The following is a 21,381-nucleotide window of genomic DNA, read 5'->3' as shown; positions in this document are numbered from 1 at the left end:
TAAAACTCCTTACCAGATATGTATTAAATCATAGTCGCCTTGTTCATCAAATCCTCTGGTAAGGTGATGCCCAATTTTTCTAATTTATCTTTTCCCACAACTAATTTAAATTCTTTCTGCATTTCGATAGGCATATCTTCAACTTTAGCTTCACCAGTTAAAATTTTAGCTGCCATTAAGCCGGTTTGGTACCCGAGTTTGTAGTAATCTACAGACAAGGACATAACTGCCCCACCTTTTACGTGGTTATCTTCACCGCCAAACACAGGAATTTTTGCTGGATCGGTAATAGCTACAAGATTGCTCATCGCTGAAGCTACCACATTATCTGTTGGCACATAAACTGCATCCACACGTTGAGATACTAGATTTTGTGCCGCTTGTTGAATATCGTTTACATTGGAAACTGTAACTTCTTCAACTTTAATGCCTTTTGTAGCTGCATAAGCTTTCATCTTCTCCACTTGAATTTGAGAGTTTACCTCGCTAGAGCTATAAATAGTGCCAATTGTTTTCGCATTCGGCATTACTTGTAAAATCAAATCTACTTGTTGCTCTACTGGATTCATGTCGGATGTACCAGACACATTACCACCAGGCTTTTGATTAGATTTAACAAGTTTAGCTGCCTCGTAATCAGTAATAGCTGTACCTAAGATTGGAATATCATGAGTTGCATTCGCCATGGATTGAGCCGCTGGCGTAGCAATTGCTAAAATCAAGTTTTTCCGATCGGATACGAAACGTTGTGCAATACTATTCAAATTAGATTGATCTGCTTGTGCATTTTGTTGATCAAAAGTAATCTTTTCTGCTAGACCTTTTTCTTTTAGCGCATCAACAAAACCTTTATTTGCCGCATCTAATGCAGGATGTTCTACCAGTTGTACAACACCAACTTTGTATTCACCATTCGATGTAGTTCCATTTGAGCCACAGCCTGTAAACGCCAACAATGCTGTCGCTGTGAGCGCCAAAGCAATACCTTTTTTCAAGTTCATGGGGATTTCCTTCCTATCTGCAAAGATTATAATACTTTTATTATAAACAAATTTATCTACTACATCAATGTAGCAGGTTAAAGTATTTTACATTTGTCCATTTATAGAACACATTAAGATACGAAATCCTTTTACTTTTCAAGAGACGCTAACATGTCTTCTGTTAAATCATTAGCTGCTAAAATATAGTCCTTAAGAGTCCCTTTATCGAGAGCTACCTTCATAACAGGCACTTCAAATGGGTCCAAGATGACGCACATTAGAATTTCACCCGTTACATAGTAACCAACCACTGCTTCCCCTTCTTCAGGATCTAAGGTTTCACGTTTTACAGTAACACAGTATGGTCTCATAACCTGCGCTGCTGCTTTTGCTACCTCTTCACGATTAGCAATATATTCTTCAACCTTCGTTTCAGGGATGTCAAAGATATCTACCTTTACAGTCTTGACCTCTGTAGCCTCTCCTTTCGCAGACTCTATAGCTGCGCCTAATTCTGTTTGCTTCATATACACCTCACATAGAATGGACTTTCACCATTGGTGAAAGCCCCATTATCTTAGATTGATTCATCAGCTGCATTTAAGAACGCCACATAACATTGTTTAGCCTCGTAAATATCAGCCTTAGATGTAACCTCCCAAGGAGCATGCATGCTAAGTACGGCTACACCACAGTCGATGACATTCATACCATAAAGAGCCATGATGTACGCGATGGTGCCACCACCACCTAAATCAACCTTACCGAGCTCTGCTGTTTGGTATGTTACATTGTTAGATTCCATGACACGACGAATAAAGCCCATATACTCAGCATTAGCATCATTAGAACCAGCTTTACCACGAGAGCCTGTAAATTTATTAAATACTACACCCATACCAAGGTAAGAAGCATTTTTCTTTTCATACGCCGATGCATAAAGCGGATCGTAGCCTGCACTTACATCGGAGGACAACATACGAGATTTCTCTAACGTACGACGTACACTTACAGAATTAGGTTTACCCATAAGTGTTAAAATTTCAGCCACTGCATTTTCAAAGAAACGTGATTGCATGCCTGTAGCACCTACAGAACCAATTTCCTCTTTATCTACAAGTAAGCAACAAGTAGTACGCTTTACATTATCCACCTCAAGCATTGCTACCAAGGATGTGTAAGCGCACACGCGGTCATCTTGGCCATACGCCATTATCATGGAACGATCAAAGCCCATATCACGTGCTTTACCAGCTGGTACAATTTCTAATTCTGCAGACAGTAAGTCGCGTTCTATAAACCCATACTCTTTTTCAAGCAGGTTATTAATAAATTTAGTAACCCCTTCTTTTTCTTCGTCTTTAACTGGACGACTACCGATTAGTAAATCAAGAGCTTCCCCTTCAATTACCTTAGCTGCATTCTTTTGCATTTGTTCTTGACCCAAATGAGGTAACAAGTCAGTAATGCAGAATACAGGATCGTTTTCCTTATCACCAATATTAATGTTGATATGTGTACCATCTGTTTTTACCACAACGCCATGAATAGCAAGAGGCATAGCTACCCAATGATATTTTTTAATACCTCCATAGTAATGAGTATCCCAAAATACTAAATTACTATCCTCATATTGTGGATTTTGCTTTACATCGATGCGTGGAGAATCAATATGAGCACCTAAAATATTCATACCCAATTCAATATCATCAGTACCAATATTAAATAAAGCAATAGATTTATCCATATGTGTGTAATAAATCTTATCACCAGCTTTGATTGACGTATTGCTTTTAATAATGTCATTTAGATTTACGTAGCCCTTTGCTTCTGCAAATTCTACAGCTTGTACAACGCATTCACGTTCTGTTTTACCATTATCTAAAAATTGACGATATGTATCACTTAAAGCATATACTTTTTCCACAGTGGCATCATCATAATTATGCCATGCATATTTACGTTCCATAATCTATCCTTTCTAAAAGTTCATATCCTAATATATAGTACAGTTCAGAAAATGAACTTGAATTTACATAACTATTTTTGGCGGACTTTTTCTTGTTCCGCCTTACGATACTCTAAATATTTTCGCTCTTTTTCGCGATTGATTTCAGACTTCTGAGTATATAGAGAACGAATTTCATCCGTACAATGGGTCAGTACCTTAGTAACATAGAATTTACTACTGCCAGACTTAATCGTATACTTTCCAACTTTAAGTTGCACCGCAAAATCGCCATGTTTAGGACATACTCCAATGGCTAGGTGCTTATCCCCTTGTAATCGTTCAGGTCTTGTCATTTCTAAACGTGTTTGACAGTACGGACAGAAGGACATACGTACTCTTCTATCATGAACAATACGTTTTTTCTCAGAAAAATTTTCATACATAAAAAATGTAAGAATAGGAGGATATAGGAAAGGATTACTACTTTCCTTGCGAATTAGATCATAATGCAAAATTCCTTGTGCGATATCTAAAGACTGACAAATGTGAGCTGTAAAGACTGCATCATGCAAGGCATTATGAGCAGATAGATGCTCCGTTGATATATTAAGATCCTCCATAGCATGTGCCACAGAGTACTGCTGATTTGTTCCATAGCGTTGATAAGAATAAATCATTTGCGCATCTACCCATTGATCATAAGATAATGCTTTCATCTTATGAAGCATAAGATTTTCGCGTAGGATAAGAATATCGTCTGATCCCCAAGAAAGCAGCATATATTCATCACCACACCATTTTTGAAAGTACTGCATAGCCGTCTTGAATGGCACACCATGATTGAGCTCATGGGTGCTTATCCCTGTCAACTCACGCACATGTTTATGCATCCGTGGCAGATATTGAGGTTTGATGAACATCGTAAAATGATCTATAATGTCCATCTTTTCATTCAGTTTTACCGCTCCGATTTGAATGATTTCCCCTGTCAACGGCATTTTTGTGCGCTTCATAAAGCTAATATCATTGCTATAGGGTTGATTCCATTCTAAATCAAATACAATATAGTTCATATGTTTATTTCGATTCTAAAAGCAATGTTTCCGCTGCTTTAATAACCTGTTCTTCAGAAATTACAGATAATCCTTTATAATTTCCTTCTTTAATAATTTTCTTCATGCTTTTACCAATCTCATAAGAATCCATCGTTTCTAAAACGACAGCATGAGCTTGATAAGGTCCATAAAAGAATGGATTTGATGGACCATACAGTGCCACAATTGGCACACCTTGACTAATTCCTACATGCATTGGTCCAGAGTCATTAGTAATTAATAGATTACAACGGCTCATAGCCGCTGCCAAAGGGCCTAACTGGAATTTTCCGGTAGCCACAATAGGCTTTGTTTCCATTTGTTCTACTACGGGATGCACCATTTCAAGATCCATAGGTCCGCCAAAGAAAACCGTCTTATAACCTAAACGACCAAAGTAATCTGCTACATGAGCAAATCGTTCAGCTGGCCAACGTTTCTCAGGAACGGCGCTACCGATATTAAAACCAATGAGTATATCAGTATCAGTTAATCCATGACCAGAATAAAACTCTTGAGCCTGACGGCGCCATTCTTCACAGGTCTCAATATGTAAACCAGAGTTAGAAGTATCTGTTACACCTAATTGCTCTAGTACATTAATGTACATATCCGCAGCATGACGAGTTTTACGATCTAAGCGCGTATACTTTGTCATGAATGGTCTAAAGAGGAAATGACTCATACCAGTTGTAATAGGTGCATGAATCTTCCAGGCTAAATATGAAGTACGCTCATTAGGATGTAAATTAATGACAATGTCAGGTTTTCCCTTAGCATTGATTTCACGAGCCACTTCATTGAGACCTGAGATGCTATTATGGCGCCCTTTTTTATCTACAACAATAAGTTCATCAATATTTGGATTATATTCCATTACTTGTTGTAATTTTTCATCTATTACATACGTAATATGACTATGAGGAGCCGCTTTGCGAAGCACTTCTAAAAACGGAGTCGTTAATATAACATCGCCTAAATGCATTAAAAAGGTTACCACAATGCGCTTATAATCTAGTTCCATTATAGTTCCTTTCCAAGTACTTGTTCATACACTGACCATACCGCGTCTACAGGAATTTGTGCCATACAGTCTGGATCATCTACTAGTGGTTGCTCAGGTGTAGCCTTAGAAGTAGGTGAAATAATGAGATGTACATGACTACCACCATAAGGACCTGTACGCTTAGGTGATGTTGTACCAAACATGGCAATCAAAGGACGCTTCAAAGCATTTGCAATATGCAATGGTCCCGTATCGGCACTAATAAAAATCTGACAATGACGAATCAACTCAATGAGTTCAGGCATGGTTGTAGATCCCACTAAATTGATGAGATTCTTATGTTTTACATAATTTTCTATGAAAGCACCTTTATCTACATCATCAGGAGCACCGGCAATAACAACCTTCTTACCAGATTCACATAAACGAATACAAAGTTCTCCAAAATTTAGAAGTGGCCACTCCTTAACAATCCATCGTGCCCCTGGTACAACTACAATATATTCATCATCTACACCATGGCATTTCAACTTTTGTTTTATGGATTTCTCAGCCTCAACGTAAGCTGGCATAGGAAATTCAATCTCCTCTACCTCGCCACCAAGTGCACGTACAGTATCAAGATACCGTTCGATAACATGGTCGTATTTATGCTCACCTACTAAGGCTTTATTAACAAGATTACTGCCCTCACGAAGCTCCCAGTAGCCATATTTTTCAGGGGCACCAGATAATAAAGAAACAATAGCACTTTTAGCGATGCATTGAAGGTCTAAGGTCATATCAAAATGACGACTATGTAGCTCCTTGCGCAATTGATATAAATACGTAGGCTTCTTTAGTTGTTTTTTGTCAATGATAATCACGTCATCAACCCATGGTGTACCAGGTAAGAGGCTAGCGAATTGCTCATGAATAGCCCATGTAATACGAGCATTAGGCCAATTCTTGCGCACAGCGTACAAGGTAGGCAATGCGTGAATTACATCACCTAAGGAACTCATCTTGATGATGAGTATATTCTTGTAATCTTTCATATAGCCTCCCCAAATACAACACAACAAACCCAAATATATTCTTCCGAAATAAACTAAATGGAATAAATGATTAAATTATTGTTTTAATGAAATCCAATAGATTAGAGCCTTTAAATAAGTACCCCTTAATGCCAGCAGCCTCAGCTGCATCAACATCACGCTGACTATCACCGATAAGAAAACTATTTGATATATTTACATCATAATCCTTAATAGCTTGCTTAATCATGCCAGGTTTAGGCTTTCTACATTCACATTCTACTGCATAGAGAGGAACAATACCTTCTTTATGATGTGGACAGTAATAGAAATGTAAAATCGGTGCTCCACTGCAATCTAGTTCATGAGCCATATAGTCATGTAAAATCTGAACATCAGATTCTTTATAGTAACCACGAGCTACACCACTCTGATTTGTCACTACAATGAGATCATAGCCCTTACTATGAGCATAAGCAAGGGCCTCTTTTGCACCATCTACCCACTCTAAATCGGTGATTTTATATAGATAACTAACATCCTTGTTAATAACACCATCGCGATCTAAAAATAATACCTTGCGCATTAGCGTAAATACCCTTCGTTATTATCTAATAGTTCACAATATTCTTTAACGGCATCTTCCATTTTATGGAACCCTTTATCATAGCCAGCAGCTAACAACTTAGTAGTATCAGCCTCTGTAAAGCTTTGGTATTTACCCTTTAACACCTCTGGGAATGGCACATATTCAATTTTGCCTTGACCATTGTAGTCGATAACAGCTTGCATGAATTGGTTAAAGCTATGAGCATTACCTGTACCACAGTTAAAAGTACCAGAGATTTCAGGATGCTCCCAGAAATAGAAGTTTACATTAACTACGTCTTTTACATAGATAAAGTCACGTGTTTGACCACCATCTTCGTAGCCATCTGTACCTTCAAAGAGATTAATAATACCTGTTTCTTTATTTTTGTAGAACATTTGACGTACTAAAGAAGCCATTTTATCTTTATGGGCTTCATTAGGACCATATACGTTAAAATAACGTAGCCCCACAACTTGTGCAGTATATTCACCTTCATATTTACGTACATAACGGTCAAATAACAATTTAGAATACGCATATGGATTAAGTGCTTCTTCAGCTTCAGGCGTTTCTACGAAACCATGTGTACCATTACCATAGGTAGATGCAGAGGAGGCATAGATGAATGGAATGCGACGGTCTTGGCAATAATGGAATAGATTTTTAGAACCTTCATAGTTGTTCTTCATCATGTATTTGCCATTATATTCCATTGTGTCTGCACAAGCACCTTCATGGAATACGACTTCAATAGGGCCAACGTCGAATGTACCATCAGCAATAGCACAATCAAAATCATCACAATCGATGTAATCTAGAAATTCTAGATTTTGAATATTGCGAATCTTACGACCATCTGTAAGATCATCTACGATGAGAATATCTGTACGACCACGATCATTCAGTGCTTTCACAATATTACTGCCAATAAAACCAGCACCACCTGTTACGATAATCATAATTTGCCCTCCTTAGCCATAGTGGCTATTTTCCCTACAATATCTGATGTAGAGTAACCTTCTTTAAATGAAAGAACCTCTACATTGTCAACGGACTCGCGTCCAATAATATCTTCTATTTTGTAATCTCCGCCCTTAACAAGAGTATTGGGACGCAAGTACGCTAATAATTCAGCCGGTGTATCCTCTTCAAATAGTACTACACCGTCAATACATTGCAACGCACTCAACAAGGCCGCTCTATCCGCTTCACTTACGATGGGCCGTGTTTCTCCTTTTAAACGTCGAACAGATGAATCAGAATTTAATCCAATGATTAAATGATCACCTAGCTGCGCAGCTTCTTGTAAATACGTGATATGTCCACGGTGAAGAATGTCAAAACAACCATTTGTAAACACTACAGTTTCACCTTTGCTTTGCCATTGTGAAATGAGTTCTTTCATCTCTTCCTTCGTATATAATGGCTTAGATTGAATACTATGTTTATAGGAATGCCATAAGTCTAATAACTCAGAACGATGTATTGGATACGTACCAACCTTAGATACTACGATACCCGCTGCACCATTGGCGATATGTAAGGCTAAACGCATCGATAAACCACTTGCAAGACAGGTCATCATCATGGATACAACGGTATCTCCAGCACCACTCACATCGAATACCTCTTGTTGAGTAGCAGGATTATGCCATGTACGGCCATCCCTTGCAATAACCGTAATACCCTTAGCAGATCGAGTAGCCACAATATAGTCTAAATCTACAGTAGCAAGTACAGACTTAGCAGCCTCTACGATAGTAGCATCATCATTTTCTAACGTACGGCCTACACATTCGCCAAGTTCTTTCACATTCGGTGTAATACATGTAGCACCATTGTATTTAGACCAGTCTGCCCCCTTAGGATCTACGATAGTTTGAACACCATATTCCTTAGCCAAACTAAAGATTGTCTTCAACAAGGTAGGTGTACAAACGCCTTTACCATAGTCAGATACGACAATACCATCAATACCCTCTTTACATAGATTTTCCAGCCAAACAGACAATTGTTGTTCTTCTTGATCGGTTAAATCTGTAATCGTTTCAAAATCAAGGCGCATCATCTGTTGACGATCACCCAATATGCGCATCTTAGTAATAGTAGAGCGGTCATCACTAGTGATTAAACCAGTCGTATCGATTTTATCAGTATCAAGTAAATTTTTTAATAAACGGCCATGATCATCATTACCTGCTAGTGCACCAAGGTATACCTTACAGTCTAAATTAGACAGATTAGATGCAACATTACCAGCTCCACCAAGGACCTCTTTCATCTTGGACACGCGGTTTACAGGAACCGGTGCTTCTGGAGAAATACGACTTACATCACCAAACACATAACGATCTACCATTACATCGCCTACAACGGCAATCTTCAAGTTTGGCAGTTGCTTTGTTAAAAACTGACTAATGGTAGTATTTATCATAATCCACCTATTCCTTATCAAAATTACATATGTTCCTAATTTAAATAAATTTTTAATTGAAACAATGTGTATCTATGAGTAAAAACCTGTCGGTTAATAGTCTTCTTCAATAATTTCGCACATAATGTGCCCAGCTAAGATATGCATTTCTTGAATGCGCGCTGTCACATTACTGGGAATAGCCAGTGTAATATCACATAGTTCGGCTAGTTTGCCACCGCCTTCCCCAGTGAAAGCAATGGTATGCATACCAATAGAACGGGCCATTTCTGCAGCTTTTACAACATTCTTAGAGTTACCAGATGTAGAAATACCGATGAGGACATCACCTGTACGGCCTAAACCTTCTACTTGACGTGCAAAAACAGATTCAAAATCATAGTCATTCGCAATAGCTGTTAATGCAGATGTATCAGTAGTTAATGCAATGCCTGCAAGAGAGCGCCGTTCCTTTTTAAAGCGACAAATCAATTCAGCTGCTAAATGTTGAGAGTCCGCCGCAGAGCCACCATTACCACAGAACAAAATTTTATTACCATTTTCTAAAGCCGCTTTACAGCGATACCCAATTTCTTGAATGGTATCCATATGTTCCATCGTCTTACCAAACACTTCAAGATGCTCAGTAAAACGATCAGCAATGATTGGATTTAAATCAGTCATTATAAAATCTCCTTTAGTAGTCTATCTGCATTTTTCCAGAACAACTTTTCACACTGCTCCACAGATAATCCTGCCTCTTTAAAAGCATCATAAAGACGACTCATTTGAGACATATCTGCAATCTCTGTGTTGGGTGGAATCCCATCAAAATCAGTTCCTAATGCCACTACATCTTCACCGCCCTTGTCGATGAAATATAGACCATGTTTAACAATATCTTCAATGCGACTAATTGGCGATGTGCCGAGAAAATTCTGAGCAAAATTAAGTCCTATAATACCTCCCTTATTAGCGATAAGTCTAATAAGATTATCCGGCAAATTTCGCGTATGAGCCCGAACTTCCCGTGCATTTGAATGAGATGCTATAAAAGGAACATCTAGAATATCTCCTAGTTGCTCTGTACCAGCATCATTAAGATGTGAGCAATCAACAATTATCCCTAACTCTTGCATAGCTTCTACAAATTCAACACCTTTAGATGTTAATTTTTTATGTTGCTCACCACAGTGTGGCTCGCCAAGTCCATTTGGATAGTTCCATGTTAGCGTTATAAGTCTGACTCCATCTTGGTAAGCTTGTTTAAGTTTATTTAAATCGCCACCTAGCACGCCACCTTCCTCAATAGACATGAGCGCCCCAATCTTACCAGACTTGTATACAGACTCTACATCTTGATAAGAGAGCACATGTTGTATGTGCTCTCCATAGTTATGAATTTGTGATACACACAAATTACGCATCTCTTCATAGCGACCATAAGGGTCATTCGTCTCCCCCATATTAATAAAGAGTGCAAAGTCTTGTATCTTGCTATGAGCCTTTTGTAATTTTTCTATATCTATTTTCCAAGTATTACGATATAAATCACCACTATCAGGATGATCTAGCAATTGCATCATCGTATCACAATGTAAATCTATCATAAAGCCTCACACATCGCTAATTTCAAAACTATGTATAACCAATCAGTAATACAAAAACAATTATTCTTCTACGACAGGTTTGCGTTTCGGCTTTTTAGCGTCTAACTTCTTCAGAGCCTTTAACTCTTCCATAAAGCTATCAATATTATCAAACTTACGATATACACTGGCAAAACGAACATATGCAACTTGATCTATGTCTTTCAGTTGTTGTAACACAAGCTCACCAATGCGATCAGTTGTAACCTCTTGGTTAATTTCATTCCGAATGTCACGCTCTACATCATTAACTACTTGCTCCATCACAGACATAGGAACTGTACGCTTATCACAAGAGCGCAATAACCCATTTAGGAGCTTACCGCGGTCAAATAATTCACGTCGTCCATTTTTCTTCAATACCATTAGTGGTACTTCTTCTATAATTTCATAGGTAGTAAAGCGACGGCCACAATTGATACATTCACGGCGACGGCGAATACTATTACCTTCATCAGTCGTTCTAGAGTCTGTTACCTTCGTGTCTGTGTGTTGGCAATAAGGACATCTCATCTGTTACTACTCCTTTTCTACTAATCATTCTAAAATAACGCATAATACGCCCATTTTCTCTATATTATATAGTACCATGAAACCCTTGAAAATACAAAGAATCCCTAGGATTTCCTAGGGATTCTTCCATTATTCTTCAATTTTTCATTTTATGAAATATTTGAGAAATAATATTTTTAATTTTAAATGATTGTTAGCTTATCGTTTTAAAGCATCTTCAATACGAAGCAAGCAGTCACCAGATTCGATACGGCTACCTTCACGTACAAGGATTTCTTCTACGATACCGTCGATAGGAGCTGTAATTGTTGTTTCCATTTTCATTGCTTCTGTAACGATCAATGGTTCACCTTTAGTTACAGATTGACCATTCTTAATGAGGATCTTAACAACGGAACCAGACAATGTAGCACCTATTTCACCAGGGTTAGATTCATCTGCTTTGCGACGAACAACACCAGTTGTCTTAGCATATTTATCATGAACCTTAATGCTACGAGGTTGACCATTAAACTCGAACAATACGATGCGGTTACCATCTTCATCAGGTTCAGAGAAACCATTCATCTTGATAATCAGTGTTTTACCTTTTTCAATAGTTACTTGAATTTCTTCGCCCCGTTTCATACCAAAGAAGAATGTTGGAGTATCTAATACAGATACATCGCCAAAGTCTTTTACAAATTTATTGTAATCTTGGTAAACCTTAGGATACAAGCAATATGCACTAATATCTTCATCAGTTGTTTGGGCTCCCATTTCGCTTAATTCATGACGAATATGTTCAAAATCTGTTGGAGGTAATACAGCACCAGGGCGAACTGTGATTGGGCGAGCACCTTTCAAGATGATTTTTTGTAATTTTTCAGGGAAGCCTTGATATGGAGTACCAAGACGGCCTTCAAAGAATTCAACTACGGATTGAGGGAAATCCAATACATCGCCTTTTTCGTAGATATCTTTTTCAGTTAAGTTGTTTTGTACCATGTACAATGTCATATCCCCTACCACTTTAGAGGATGGTGTAACTTTAATGATATCACCAAACATCATGTTTACTTGGTGGTACATTTTCTTAATATCTGTCCAACGATCACCAAGCCCTACCATTTTAGCTTGTTGTTGCAAGTTAGAGTATTGTCCACCTGGCATTTCATGTTGATATACTTCAGTATTAGGATATGCTTCTGCTTTATCTACACCTTTGTAATATGGTCTGATACTACCAAAATAATGAGACATTTCTTCCATGTAATCAATGTTCATTTCTGGTTGACGTTCATGACCAGACAATGCATAGTACATGGAATTCATGCTAGGTTGAGAAGTACCATTAGCAAATGCTGAGTATGCTAAGTCGATTACATCAACACCAGCATCTACAGCGCGGCCATATGTATAGATAGAGTTACCGGAGCCTTCATGAGTATGCAAGTGAATTGGAACAGAGACAGCATCTTTCAAGGCAGATACCAAGTTATAAGAAGCTTGTGGTTTTAAAAGGCCGGCCATATCTTTAATGGCAATAATATTGGCACCAGCTTTTTCAAGCTCTTTTGCCATATTTACATAATAGTCCAAGTTGTATTTTGTACGAGCACCATCAAGGATATCGCCAGTATAGCACAATGCAACTTCAGCTATTTTATTTTGTGCACGCACTTCATCGATAGCAACATGCATATTATCAAGACTATTCAAGCTATCAAATACGCGGAATACATCAATACCATTAGCAGCAGCCCGTTGAATGAATTGACGAACTACGTTGTCTGGATACGATGTGTAACCTACGGCATTTGCACCACGAAGAAGCATTTGAAGCAATGTATTTGGCACTTCACGACGGAACATGCGCAAACGCTCCCACGGATCTTCATGTAAGAATCGGTATGATACGTCAAAAGTAGCACCCCCCCAACATTCTAAGGAGAATAAGTTAGGTACACCTTTTGCAGCATGACCAGCTACGCGAGCCATATCGATTGTACGAAGACGTGTAGCAAACAAGGATTGATGGGCATCACGCCAAGTGGTATCAGTGAAGAATACTTGTTTTTGTTCCGATAACCATTTACTGAATTTATCTGGTCCAAGTTCATCAAATTTTTGTTTTGTACCAGATGCTGGACTTACATCCAAAGTAGATGGCATTTGAATCGGTTCAAAGTCAGGAACCTCTTGAGCTCCTGCACCAGAATAGCCATTAATTGTAACATCAGCAATGTAACGTAATAATTTAGTACCACGGTCGCGATCTGGTTTCAATTCGAATAATTCAGGATGTTCTTCAATGAAGTTTACATTGTAAGAACCACTTTGGAATTCAGGATGTTCCAATACATTAATCAAGAAGTGAATATTTGTTTTTACACCGCGAATACGGAACTCTTTTAAGCAACGAAGCATTTTACGAATAGTTTCTTCGTTGTTAGGACCAAATGCTGTCGCTTTCACAAGCAAGGAGTCATAGTAAGGTGTTACAACGGCACCTGTAAAAGCATTACCAGAATCAAGACGGATACCAAAACCACCAGAGCTACGGTACGCTAAGATTTTACCGGTATCAGGCATAAAGTTGTTTTTAGGATCTTCTGTGGTAATACGACATTGGATAGCAGTGCCTTTACAAGGAATTTTATCCTGCTCAGGAATACCTACTTCAGGGCTATGTAAACTAAAGCCTTCAGCGATTCTAATTTGAGCATGAACAATGTCAATATCTGTAATCATTTCTGTTACAGTATGCTCTACTTGAATACGTGGATTAACTTCGATAAAGTAGAAGCTACCATCAGCAGTTACCAAAAATTCTACAGTACCTGCATTCACGTAGCCAACATTTTTCATGATTTTAACGGCAGCATCACATACAGCTTTACGAGTTTCTAATGACAACGCAAAGGCTGGCGCCATTTCAACTACTTTTTGGTGACGACGTTGAACAGAGCAATCACGTTCATGCAAATGAACTACATTGCCATGTTCGTCACCTAAGATTTGAACTTCAATATGTTTAGGCTCTACGATAAGTTTTTCTACATATACATCATCATCACCAAACGCAGCTTTCGCTTCAGATTTAGCACGATCATATGCATCTCGAAGGTCTTCTTTATGATGAACTTCACGCATACCACGACCGCCGCCGCCATTAACGGCTTTAATCATCAATGGAAAACCATGTGTATCAGCAAATTCTTCTAGTTGAGCATAATCTTTTAAAGCCCCATCAGAACCTGGGATCATCGGAATTTTTGCTAATTTAGCTTGCTCACGAGCGTTTACTTTATCACCAAACATATTCAAATGCTTAATTTTAGGCCCGATAAAGATAATACCTTCTTCTTCACAACGACGAGCAAAGCCTTCATTTTCAGATAAGAAACCATAACCTGGATGGATAGCATCGATGTCATGTTCTTTTGCAATACGGATGATATCTTCAATATCAAGATATGCGTCAACTGGTTTTTTACCTTCCCCTACGAGATAGGCTTCATCGGCTTGGTTACGGTGCAAGGATAATGTATCCTCTTTAGAGTAAATGGCTACAGTTTTAATCCCCATTTCATTACATGCACGGAACACGCGGATCGCAATTTCTCCACGGTTGGCAACCAATACGGATTTAATTTTTCTCATGTATTGCCTCCTACTAGCTTCCACAAATGTGAACTATCAGCTTTCATTTTTATTAATATATGAATATTTCCTATACTTATAGATAAATCAATATTGCGGAAAGCCTCATCAAAATTTATGATAAGGTTTTATATTCATAATAATATATACTTATTATACAATATTTTCATTATATTTAAAGGATTATACCAATTATGAAAGTATAAAATATATTTTTTACTGTTCATTACAAAAAATCATATGTCTTTCAATAATGCACATCGAATAAATTCCATTTTATATTACTTACCACCTAGAAAATGATTCATTAATCGATTTAATTGCTCTTGATCAGCTGCCCCCATCAATTCTCTAGCTGAATGCATTGCTAAAAGAGGCAATCCTACATCAATAGTACGCATTGGTAACATAGCTGATGAAATAGAACCTACAGTAGATCCACCTGGAATATCCGAACGATTTACATAAATCTGATACTGTGCATCCGCTTCTTCACAAAGGCCTTTAACGATAGCAATGGCCTTAGCATCCCCGGCGTAAGATTGGCTACATGCAATCTTGAGGGCTAACCCTTTATTAAGTACAGGAATATTCGTAATATCATTTTTCTCTGGATAGTTTGGGTGTAATCCGTGCGCTACATCGGAAGAAATCATAAAGCCCTTAGAGATAAAGCTGTCCATCTCTTGATTAGAATATCCTAATGCGTCATACACGCGTTTAACGAGATTTGGTAATATCATGCCAGCCCCACCTTGTTTCGTACGACTACCAACCTCTTCGTTATCAAAAAGTATAGCACAGCGAACACCATTGACATTCATTTTTTGAGCTTGAATAATACCAGATAATACACCAAAGCAAGATGTTAAATTATCTAAACGAGGTGAGCTAATGAAATCACCTTCCGTACCGAGTACACAGCCTTGTTCCGTAGGATATAAAGTCATTTCATAAGATAATATTTCGGAAGGATCGCAATCTACTTCATCAGCTAAAAACTTTGTCCACTCATCGTATTGAGTATCTGATTCTGAAAATAAACTTGGATTATTTCTATTATTTAAAGCTTTTGTAGGATTATCTTCATTATTACGTTCCATCATCAATATAGGAAGCATTTCTTTTTGACGATTTAGTTTAACCCCATCATTAACAGAGCGATTCATATGAATAGCTAGGTTTGGGACAATAGCGATAGGCCGTTTTGTATCGACTAGAACAGAATCTACGTCAAAGGCATTTTTCCCTTTTAACACAACCGTACCTGCTGCACCTAATGGACGATCAAGCCATGTATTTTCTATAAGACCGCCATACATTTCTACATTTAACTTTGTGTATCCTTTCACAGAGGTTATAGGGTTTGGCTTCACACGTATAGCAGGAAAATCGGTGTGAGCTGACGCAATACGTAATGTATGTTCTGGTTTCTTACCTATATGAAAGGCAAATAAGGTGGTGCCAAATACATTAACTACATATGAACCAGAATCTAACTGCCACGCCTCTTCTAAACTGAGTTCTGTAAAACCTGAGTCCAATAGCATTTGTAAACTCGTATCTACTGTATGATACGGAGATGTACAAGCGCCAATATACTTTAATAACTGTTCATTATCAAACTTCATAGGTCCCTCCTATGCACAAATCATATAAAATTTGTACAATTAGCTTGAATAATTTATTATGTATATTATTTTACAATATTTACATTAATTATCTATTAACTACTCATATTTTATCACAAAAAAGCCGCCCCTATCGGGACGGCTTTTGTATACATTGTAAATGCATAACACTCTAAATCAAATAAGTTTTAAAGTACATCTATTACAACCATATAAAATTGTCAGTATCGGATTTTACCACATACCGATCAACTTCATCCATACAGAGCCAAGACCCATAAAGATGATTAAGTTGATTACAGATGTGAAGAAACCAAGTTTCCACCATGTATTTTGAGGAACATAACCAGTATTAAAGATTACTGGAGATGGACCTGCTGCATAGTGAGTCAAAGACATACACAAGTTAGATGTGAATGCAATCATCAACAATGTCAACATTGGTGGCGCACCTGCAGAAATAGCGATTGCAGAGAATGCTACGAACATCGCAGAAATATGCGCTGTTAAGGAGGCAAATACATAATGAGCATATGTATTAACAAGAACAGCTACAACAAAGGCAATTACCCAAGATCCTTCTGGAATATAACCACCAACTTGAAGTGTAGCCCATTTAATAAAGCCCAATTTGGAAAGGAACCCTGCAAAGCCCATCAATGTCCCCATCCAAACTAAGGTATCCCAAGCGCCCTTTTCACTCTTAACATCGTCCCAAATTAGAACGCCTGTAGCAAGTAAAATAGAAATACCTAAAAATGCAACAGTTGTAGCATCGAGTTTTGTGAATTGAGACGTAGCCCATAAAACTAATGCTAAAATAAATACGCCAAGCATTATCCATTCTTGGAAAGACATCTTTCCAAGACCTTTTAACTCTTCGCGAACCATTTGTTGAGCTTCACGAGCATCTTTAATTTCCGGTGGATACACTTTGTAAATAAAGTACGGCATAATAATCAATGCAATGATACCAGGAACGATAGCTGCCATAGCCCAGTCACCCCAAGTAATACCAATACCAAAGGATTGAAGTGCCAATGCAGCAACCAATGTATTACCAGCCATGGATGTTTGGAACATAGCAGATGTAATCGTATTTACTTGATAAATAGATTGCATCAAGAAAGAACCGATTTTACGAGGTCCATCTTGTGGTTCAGAACCAAAAGCTTTTGCTAAACTAGTTGTAATTGGCATGATTACACCGCCTACACGAGCTGTGTTAGATGGTGTTGCGGGAGCTAAAATCAAATCAGACAAAGCCAATGCATAGGCCAAACGCAAGGAACTACTACCAAAAGCAGAAATCAAATTATAAGCGATACGTTTACCCAAACCAGTTTTAATAAAGCCACGAGAGAATAAAAAAGCACCTACAATTAGCCAGATCGCAGAGTTAGCAAAACCTGAAATACCTTCACTAATCTTTAATGTACCTGTCAATGCAGCAACAGTAATAACAACGATAGATACACCACCAATCGGTAAGGGCTGAGTAATGAAGCCTACGATAGTAGCTACAAAGATTGCAAATAAATGCCATGACTGAGGAGTTAATCCCTCTGGAGTTGGAACAAACCACAGACCTAAACCAAAGGCTGCCGGAATGATCCAGTTCAATAGTTTTTTCATACACATACCTCCTACTTAGAAAAACATTAACATTCATCCAATAAAATGCCAGTACCCCCTATGGTATCATTTTAAGAAAAATAAAAATCTATACTAACTATGTTCAGTATTTCTGTAGTATGAGAATTAAAGATATAATTCTAGCTTCTTACCATAAATATAATATACTTCACGATAAAAAGATTTGATAAAAAGCTGTGCATTACTAAGTATGCACAGCTTTCATCATATGAATCCTATTCAGGTAGAGATACGTCCTCTAAATTTGTTTTTTCGATAGACTCAATATCACCTTTATCACAAAGGTCTGCAATAGTCGGATCAATTGGTAAACGGTTCAACAATAATAGACCATATTTTTGAAGGATTTCTTCGATGTGGCTTTCACCGAAAATTTGATAATCCTTACCGTTATCTGGGCAATGGAAGTAAGAGTAGTTTTCCACCACACCAATAATAGGTACTTGCATTAAATCAGCCATTTTAACTGCTTTTTCAACAATCATGGATACCAAGTCTTGAGGAGATGTAACGATAATAATACCGTCCAATTTCAAGGATTGATATACAGTAATAGCAACGTCACCTGTTCCTGGTGGCATATCAACAAATAAATAATCGATATCTTTCCAAATAACATCTGTATAAAATTGTTTTACAACATTGCCTAAAATAGGACCACGCCATAAAACAGGATCTGTATCGTTTTCCAAAAGGAGGTTAACAGACATAACGTCAATACCGCCTTTAGATTTTACAGGATACATACCGATTTCGTCAGCATATGCCTTTTCCTTAATGCCAAACATCTTAGGAATAGAAGGACCTGTAATATCCGCATCGAGGATACCTACTTTGTAACCTTTACGCGCCATTGTAATGGCCATCAAGCTGGTAACGGAGGATTTACCTACGCCACCTTTGCCAGATACTACACCAATTACATGTTTAACAGAACTAAGCTCGTGTAATTGAGCTGTAAGATCTTGAGGTTGTTGAGACGCGCCACCACCGCAACCAGAAGATTGAGATGGGCATCCGCCACAATCACTGCTGCTACCGCAACCCATAGTAAACACCTACTTTCTTTGAGGCTATACCTCACATCTATATTAAAAACTTTTTTATATGGTAAACACAATGTATCTACGCCTACATTGTATCACGTTATATCAAAAATTATCAATATATTACTCACCACAAAATTCTTTAGTTAACCCGCCGAGAATTTCCATCCCTTTTGTAATTTCCTCTACTGTTGGTACCGTATAGCTCAAACGAAATGCATGGCCTTCTCCTGCCCCATCTGCTGCAAAGGCACCACATTTAATAATCCCTACATTGCGATCCATACAAGTTTCAAAGAATACATCACAATCTACATCCTCAGGCATCGTCATCCATGCAAACATACCACCTGTAGGTTGTGTCAAATGAACTTTAGAACTCGCATACTTTTCAAAAGCGTTAAGTAAAGCCTCACATTTCATTTTATATACTTTTCGTACATTATCTAAATGAGCATCGTAATCAATGGTATCAAGAACCTTCGCTACCACCTTTTGAGTGACTAATGGCATTTGTCCTGCCGTATTATTCTTTAATGCTTGAATAGCCTCAATTACCTTGGCCGGACCAAATAAAAAGCCTACACGCAAGCCTGCAGATAATGTTTTAGAATAAGAACCTGCATATAGAACGCGGTCTTCTGTATCAAAGGATTTAAATGTTGGGATATATTCGCCAGCAAAACGAATTTCACCATATGGATCATCTTCATAGATAAATAAATCATATTTAGATGCAATAGCATAAATCTCCTTACGTCGTTCTAAAGGCATAGTAATGCCTGTTGGATTCTGGAAGTTAGGAATTAGATAAATATATTTACCTTTACCAGATTGGACCGCTTTTTCTAATTCGCTTGGAATCATACCGTGCTCGTCAGTTTTAATACCTAATGCTTTACCACCCATGTTACGTACAGAATTGATTGCACTAGTGAAAGTGAATTCATCCATGTATACTTCATCGCCAGGTTCTAATACAGTAATCGGTACAAGACCTAATAATTGACCTGCACCATTGGAAATAATGAGACCTTGTCCTTCTGGATTCATCTTATGAGTTTGTACTAAACGTTCTAACGTAAGTTCTGCTAAATGTGCATCACCTTGCATTGGACCATATTGTAAAAGGCTCATAGGATTGGAATGAACCGCTTCATCAAAAGCCTTTTCGATAATCTCTACAGGAATCGCTTCAGGCGCAGGATTACCAATACCAAAACTAATAAATCCTTCCACGCCTACACCACGTTCAAATACTTCACGAATAAAATTAGGACCTTTTAAAGTTACACGTTCAGGAAGAGAAAAGCTCATACTATCGCCTCTTTCATATATACTAAATTGAATAACATTTAATTAATTAGAAATTGTTAAGCATTAGGATCATGCTCTTGTTCAGCATTTTTCTTATTGATGTAGTTCTTATATACTTTCCAAAGAATAAAGTATACAACCCCTGCAACAACTACGATGATTCCTAAGCGCCCCATATTCTCTTGGAAGTTTACAATATCTGTACCGATAGCTACTTCAAGAGCTGTAGATGGGAATTTACCGATTAAATTCGCTAAGATATAATCTCTCGGTTTGATTTTACTAATGGCACCCAATGCTGTGATAACACCAGATGGAAAATATGGTAAAGATCTGGCAAATAACATGACCACAAAACCATTTTTACCAGAAAAATCATCTACTTTCATCAATACTGTACTCTTAGCAATCAACTTGTCCGCTGTATCACGTAAGAAGTAACGCATAATATAAAAGCTAATGACTACGCCAATCGTCTCAGCAAGCCAAGAGATAATAATCCCAGGCCACATACCAAATACTAGACCATTAGCTGTAGATATAAAAATTGACGGTAAAAAGCCTACGGCATTAACAAAAATATCGAGGACCATACTCACCACCATGGCCATAGGACCAAAGCTTTGAATATACTCCGCTACCTCCTCCATAGAGCCACTCGTTGCCAAGTGCCACATAGTCGGATAAAACGTAGGATCTACTATATTTATGACAATTAATAAAACAATGAAACCAATACCTGCTATTAACTGTACCCAACCTTCACCAGAAGGTTTTAAATTTCTTTTACTCATATATACCTCGTATTAAAAAGACTAGCTTCATTATATCACGTATTCTATAGAAGAGTTATAACTAGTTACATTTCT

The 21,381-nt window shown here is 37.8% G+C and carries 18 protein-coding genes; all 18 read right to left on the bottom strand.

Annotation, left to right across the window (positions count from 1 at the left end; translation table 11 throughout):
• Positions 1-23: 23 nt before the first annotated feature.
• On the bottom strand, positions 24-1,001 hold the full coding sequence (locus E7B10_RS00805) for an ABC transporter substrate-binding protein (RefSeq protein ID WP_004692987.1): 978 nt from the start codon (positions 999-1,001) through the stop codon (positions 24-26).
• Between the two features lie 131 nt (positions 1,002-1,132).
• The gene (locus tag E7B10_RS00800) at positions 1,133-1,510 is read right to left on the bottom strand and encodes a hypothetical protein (protein WP_004692986.1); all 378 of its coding nucleotides are present in this window, start codon (positions 1,508-1,510) and stop codon (positions 1,133-1,135) included.
• A gap of 50 nt (positions 1,511-1,560) precedes the next feature.
• Positions 1,561-2,952: an aminopeptidase gene (locus E7B10_RS00795; protein ID WP_156697500.1), complete on the bottom strand. Its 1,392-nt coding sequence runs from the start codon at positions 2,950-2,952 to the stop codon at positions 1,561-1,563.
• 71 nt (positions 2,953-3,023) lie between these two features.
• Positions 3,024-4,007 carry a 3'-5' exonuclease gene (locus E7B10_RS00790; protein ID WP_156697499.1) on the bottom strand — a complete coding sequence of 328 codons (984 nt, stop codon included), beginning with the start codon at positions 4,005-4,007 and terminating at the stop codon, positions 3,024-3,026.
• A gap of 4 nt (positions 4,008-4,011) precedes the next feature.
• A complete protein-coding gene (locus tag E7B10_RS00785; protein ID WP_156697498.1) occupies positions 4,012-5,052 on the bottom strand; it encodes a glycosyltransferase family 9 protein in 1,041 nt (346 codons plus the stop codon).
• Positions 5,052-6,071: a glycosyltransferase family 9 protein gene (locus E7B10_RS00780; protein ID WP_004697170.1), complete on the bottom strand. Its 1,020-nt coding sequence runs from the start codon at positions 6,069-6,071 to the stop codon at positions 5,052-5,054. Before E7B10_RS00780 ends, E7B10_RS00785 begins: the two co-directional genes overlap by 1 nt.
• A gap of 70 nt (positions 6,072-6,141) precedes the next feature.
• Positions 6,142-6,636 (bottom strand): HAD family hydrolase, encoded by a 495-nt coding sequence (locus E7B10_RS00775; protein ID WP_287511229.1) that lies wholly within the window; start codon positions 6,634-6,636, stop codon positions 6,142-6,144.
• A complete protein-coding gene (rfaD, locus tag E7B10_RS00770) occupies positions 6,636-7,601 on the bottom strand; it encodes an ADP-glyceromanno-heptose 6-epimerase (protein ID WP_101928194.1) in 966 nt (321 codons plus the stop codon). The genes E7B10_RS00775 and rfaD overlap by 1 nt, the downstream gene beginning before the upstream one ends.
• Positions 7,598-9,076, bottom strand: coding sequence for a D-glycero-beta-D-manno-heptose-7-phosphate kinase (rfaE1, locus tag E7B10_RS00765; protein WP_101928193.1), 1,479 nt, complete (start codon positions 9,074-9,076; stop codon positions 7,598-7,600). The genes rfaD and rfaE1 overlap by 4 nt, the downstream gene beginning before the upstream one ends.
• Positions 9,077-9,169: 93 nt before the next feature.
• Positions 9,170-9,739, bottom strand: a complete 570-nt coding sequence (gene gmhA / locus E7B10_RS00760) for a D-sedoheptulose 7-phosphate isomerase (protein WP_008600733.1) — start codon at positions 9,737-9,739, stop codon at positions 9,170-9,172.
• Positions 9,739-10,665, bottom strand: a complete 927-nt coding sequence (locus E7B10_RS00755) for a dipeptidase (protein WP_101928192.1) — start codon at positions 10,663-10,665, stop codon at positions 9,739-9,741. Before E7B10_RS00755 ends, gmhA begins: the two co-directional genes overlap by 1 nt.
• Positions 10,666-10,725: 60 nt before the next feature.
• A complete protein-coding gene (gene nrdR / locus E7B10_RS00750; RefSeq protein WP_004692976.1) occupies positions 10,726-11,217 on the bottom strand; it encodes a transcriptional regulator NrdR in 492 nt (163 codons plus the stop codon).
• 198 nt (positions 11,218-11,415) lie between these two features.
• Positions 11,416-14,862: a pyruvate carboxylase gene (locus tag E7B10_RS00745; RefSeq protein WP_287511228.1), complete on the bottom strand. Its 3,447-nt coding sequence runs from the start codon at positions 14,860-14,862 to the stop codon at positions 11,416-11,418.
• Positions 14,863-15,143: 281 nt separating this feature from the next.
• Positions 15,144-16,493, bottom strand: coding sequence for a M18 family aminopeptidase (locus E7B10_RS00740; RefSeq protein WP_287511227.1), 1,350 nt, complete (start codon positions 16,491-16,493; stop codon positions 15,144-15,146).
• A gap of 234 nt (positions 16,494-16,727) precedes the next feature.
• Positions 16,728-18,128, bottom strand: a complete 1,401-nt coding sequence (locus E7B10_RS00735) for an anion permease (RefSeq protein ID WP_101928189.1) — start codon at positions 18,126-18,128, stop codon at positions 16,728-16,730.
• Positions 18,129-18,364: 236 nt separating this feature from the next.
• Complete coding sequence (locus tag E7B10_RS00730) at positions 18,365-19,198, bottom strand: Mrp/NBP35 family ATP-binding protein (RefSeq protein ID WP_287511225.1); 834 nt, start codon at positions 19,196-19,198, stop codon at positions 18,365-18,367.
• A gap of 120 nt (positions 19,199-19,318) precedes the next feature.
• Positions 19,319-20,512: a PLP-dependent aminotransferase family protein gene (locus tag E7B10_RS00725; protein WP_101928188.1), complete on the bottom strand. Its 1,194-nt coding sequence runs from the start codon at positions 20,510-20,512 to the stop codon at positions 19,319-19,321.
• A gap of 56 nt (positions 20,513-20,568) precedes the next feature.
• On the bottom strand, positions 20,569-21,306 hold the full coding sequence (locus tag E7B10_RS00720) for a TVP38/TMEM64 family protein (protein ID WP_060918806.1): 738 nt from the start codon (positions 21,304-21,306) through the stop codon (positions 20,569-20,571).
• Positions 21,307-21,381: the final 75 nt, after the last annotated feature.

The sequence above is a fragment of the Veillonella sp. genome (assembly GCF_032470285.1).
GTDB lineage: Bacteria > Bacillota > Negativicutes > Veillonellales > Veillonellaceae > Veillonella.
This window is presented reverse-complemented; position numbering and strand designations above follow the sequence as displayed.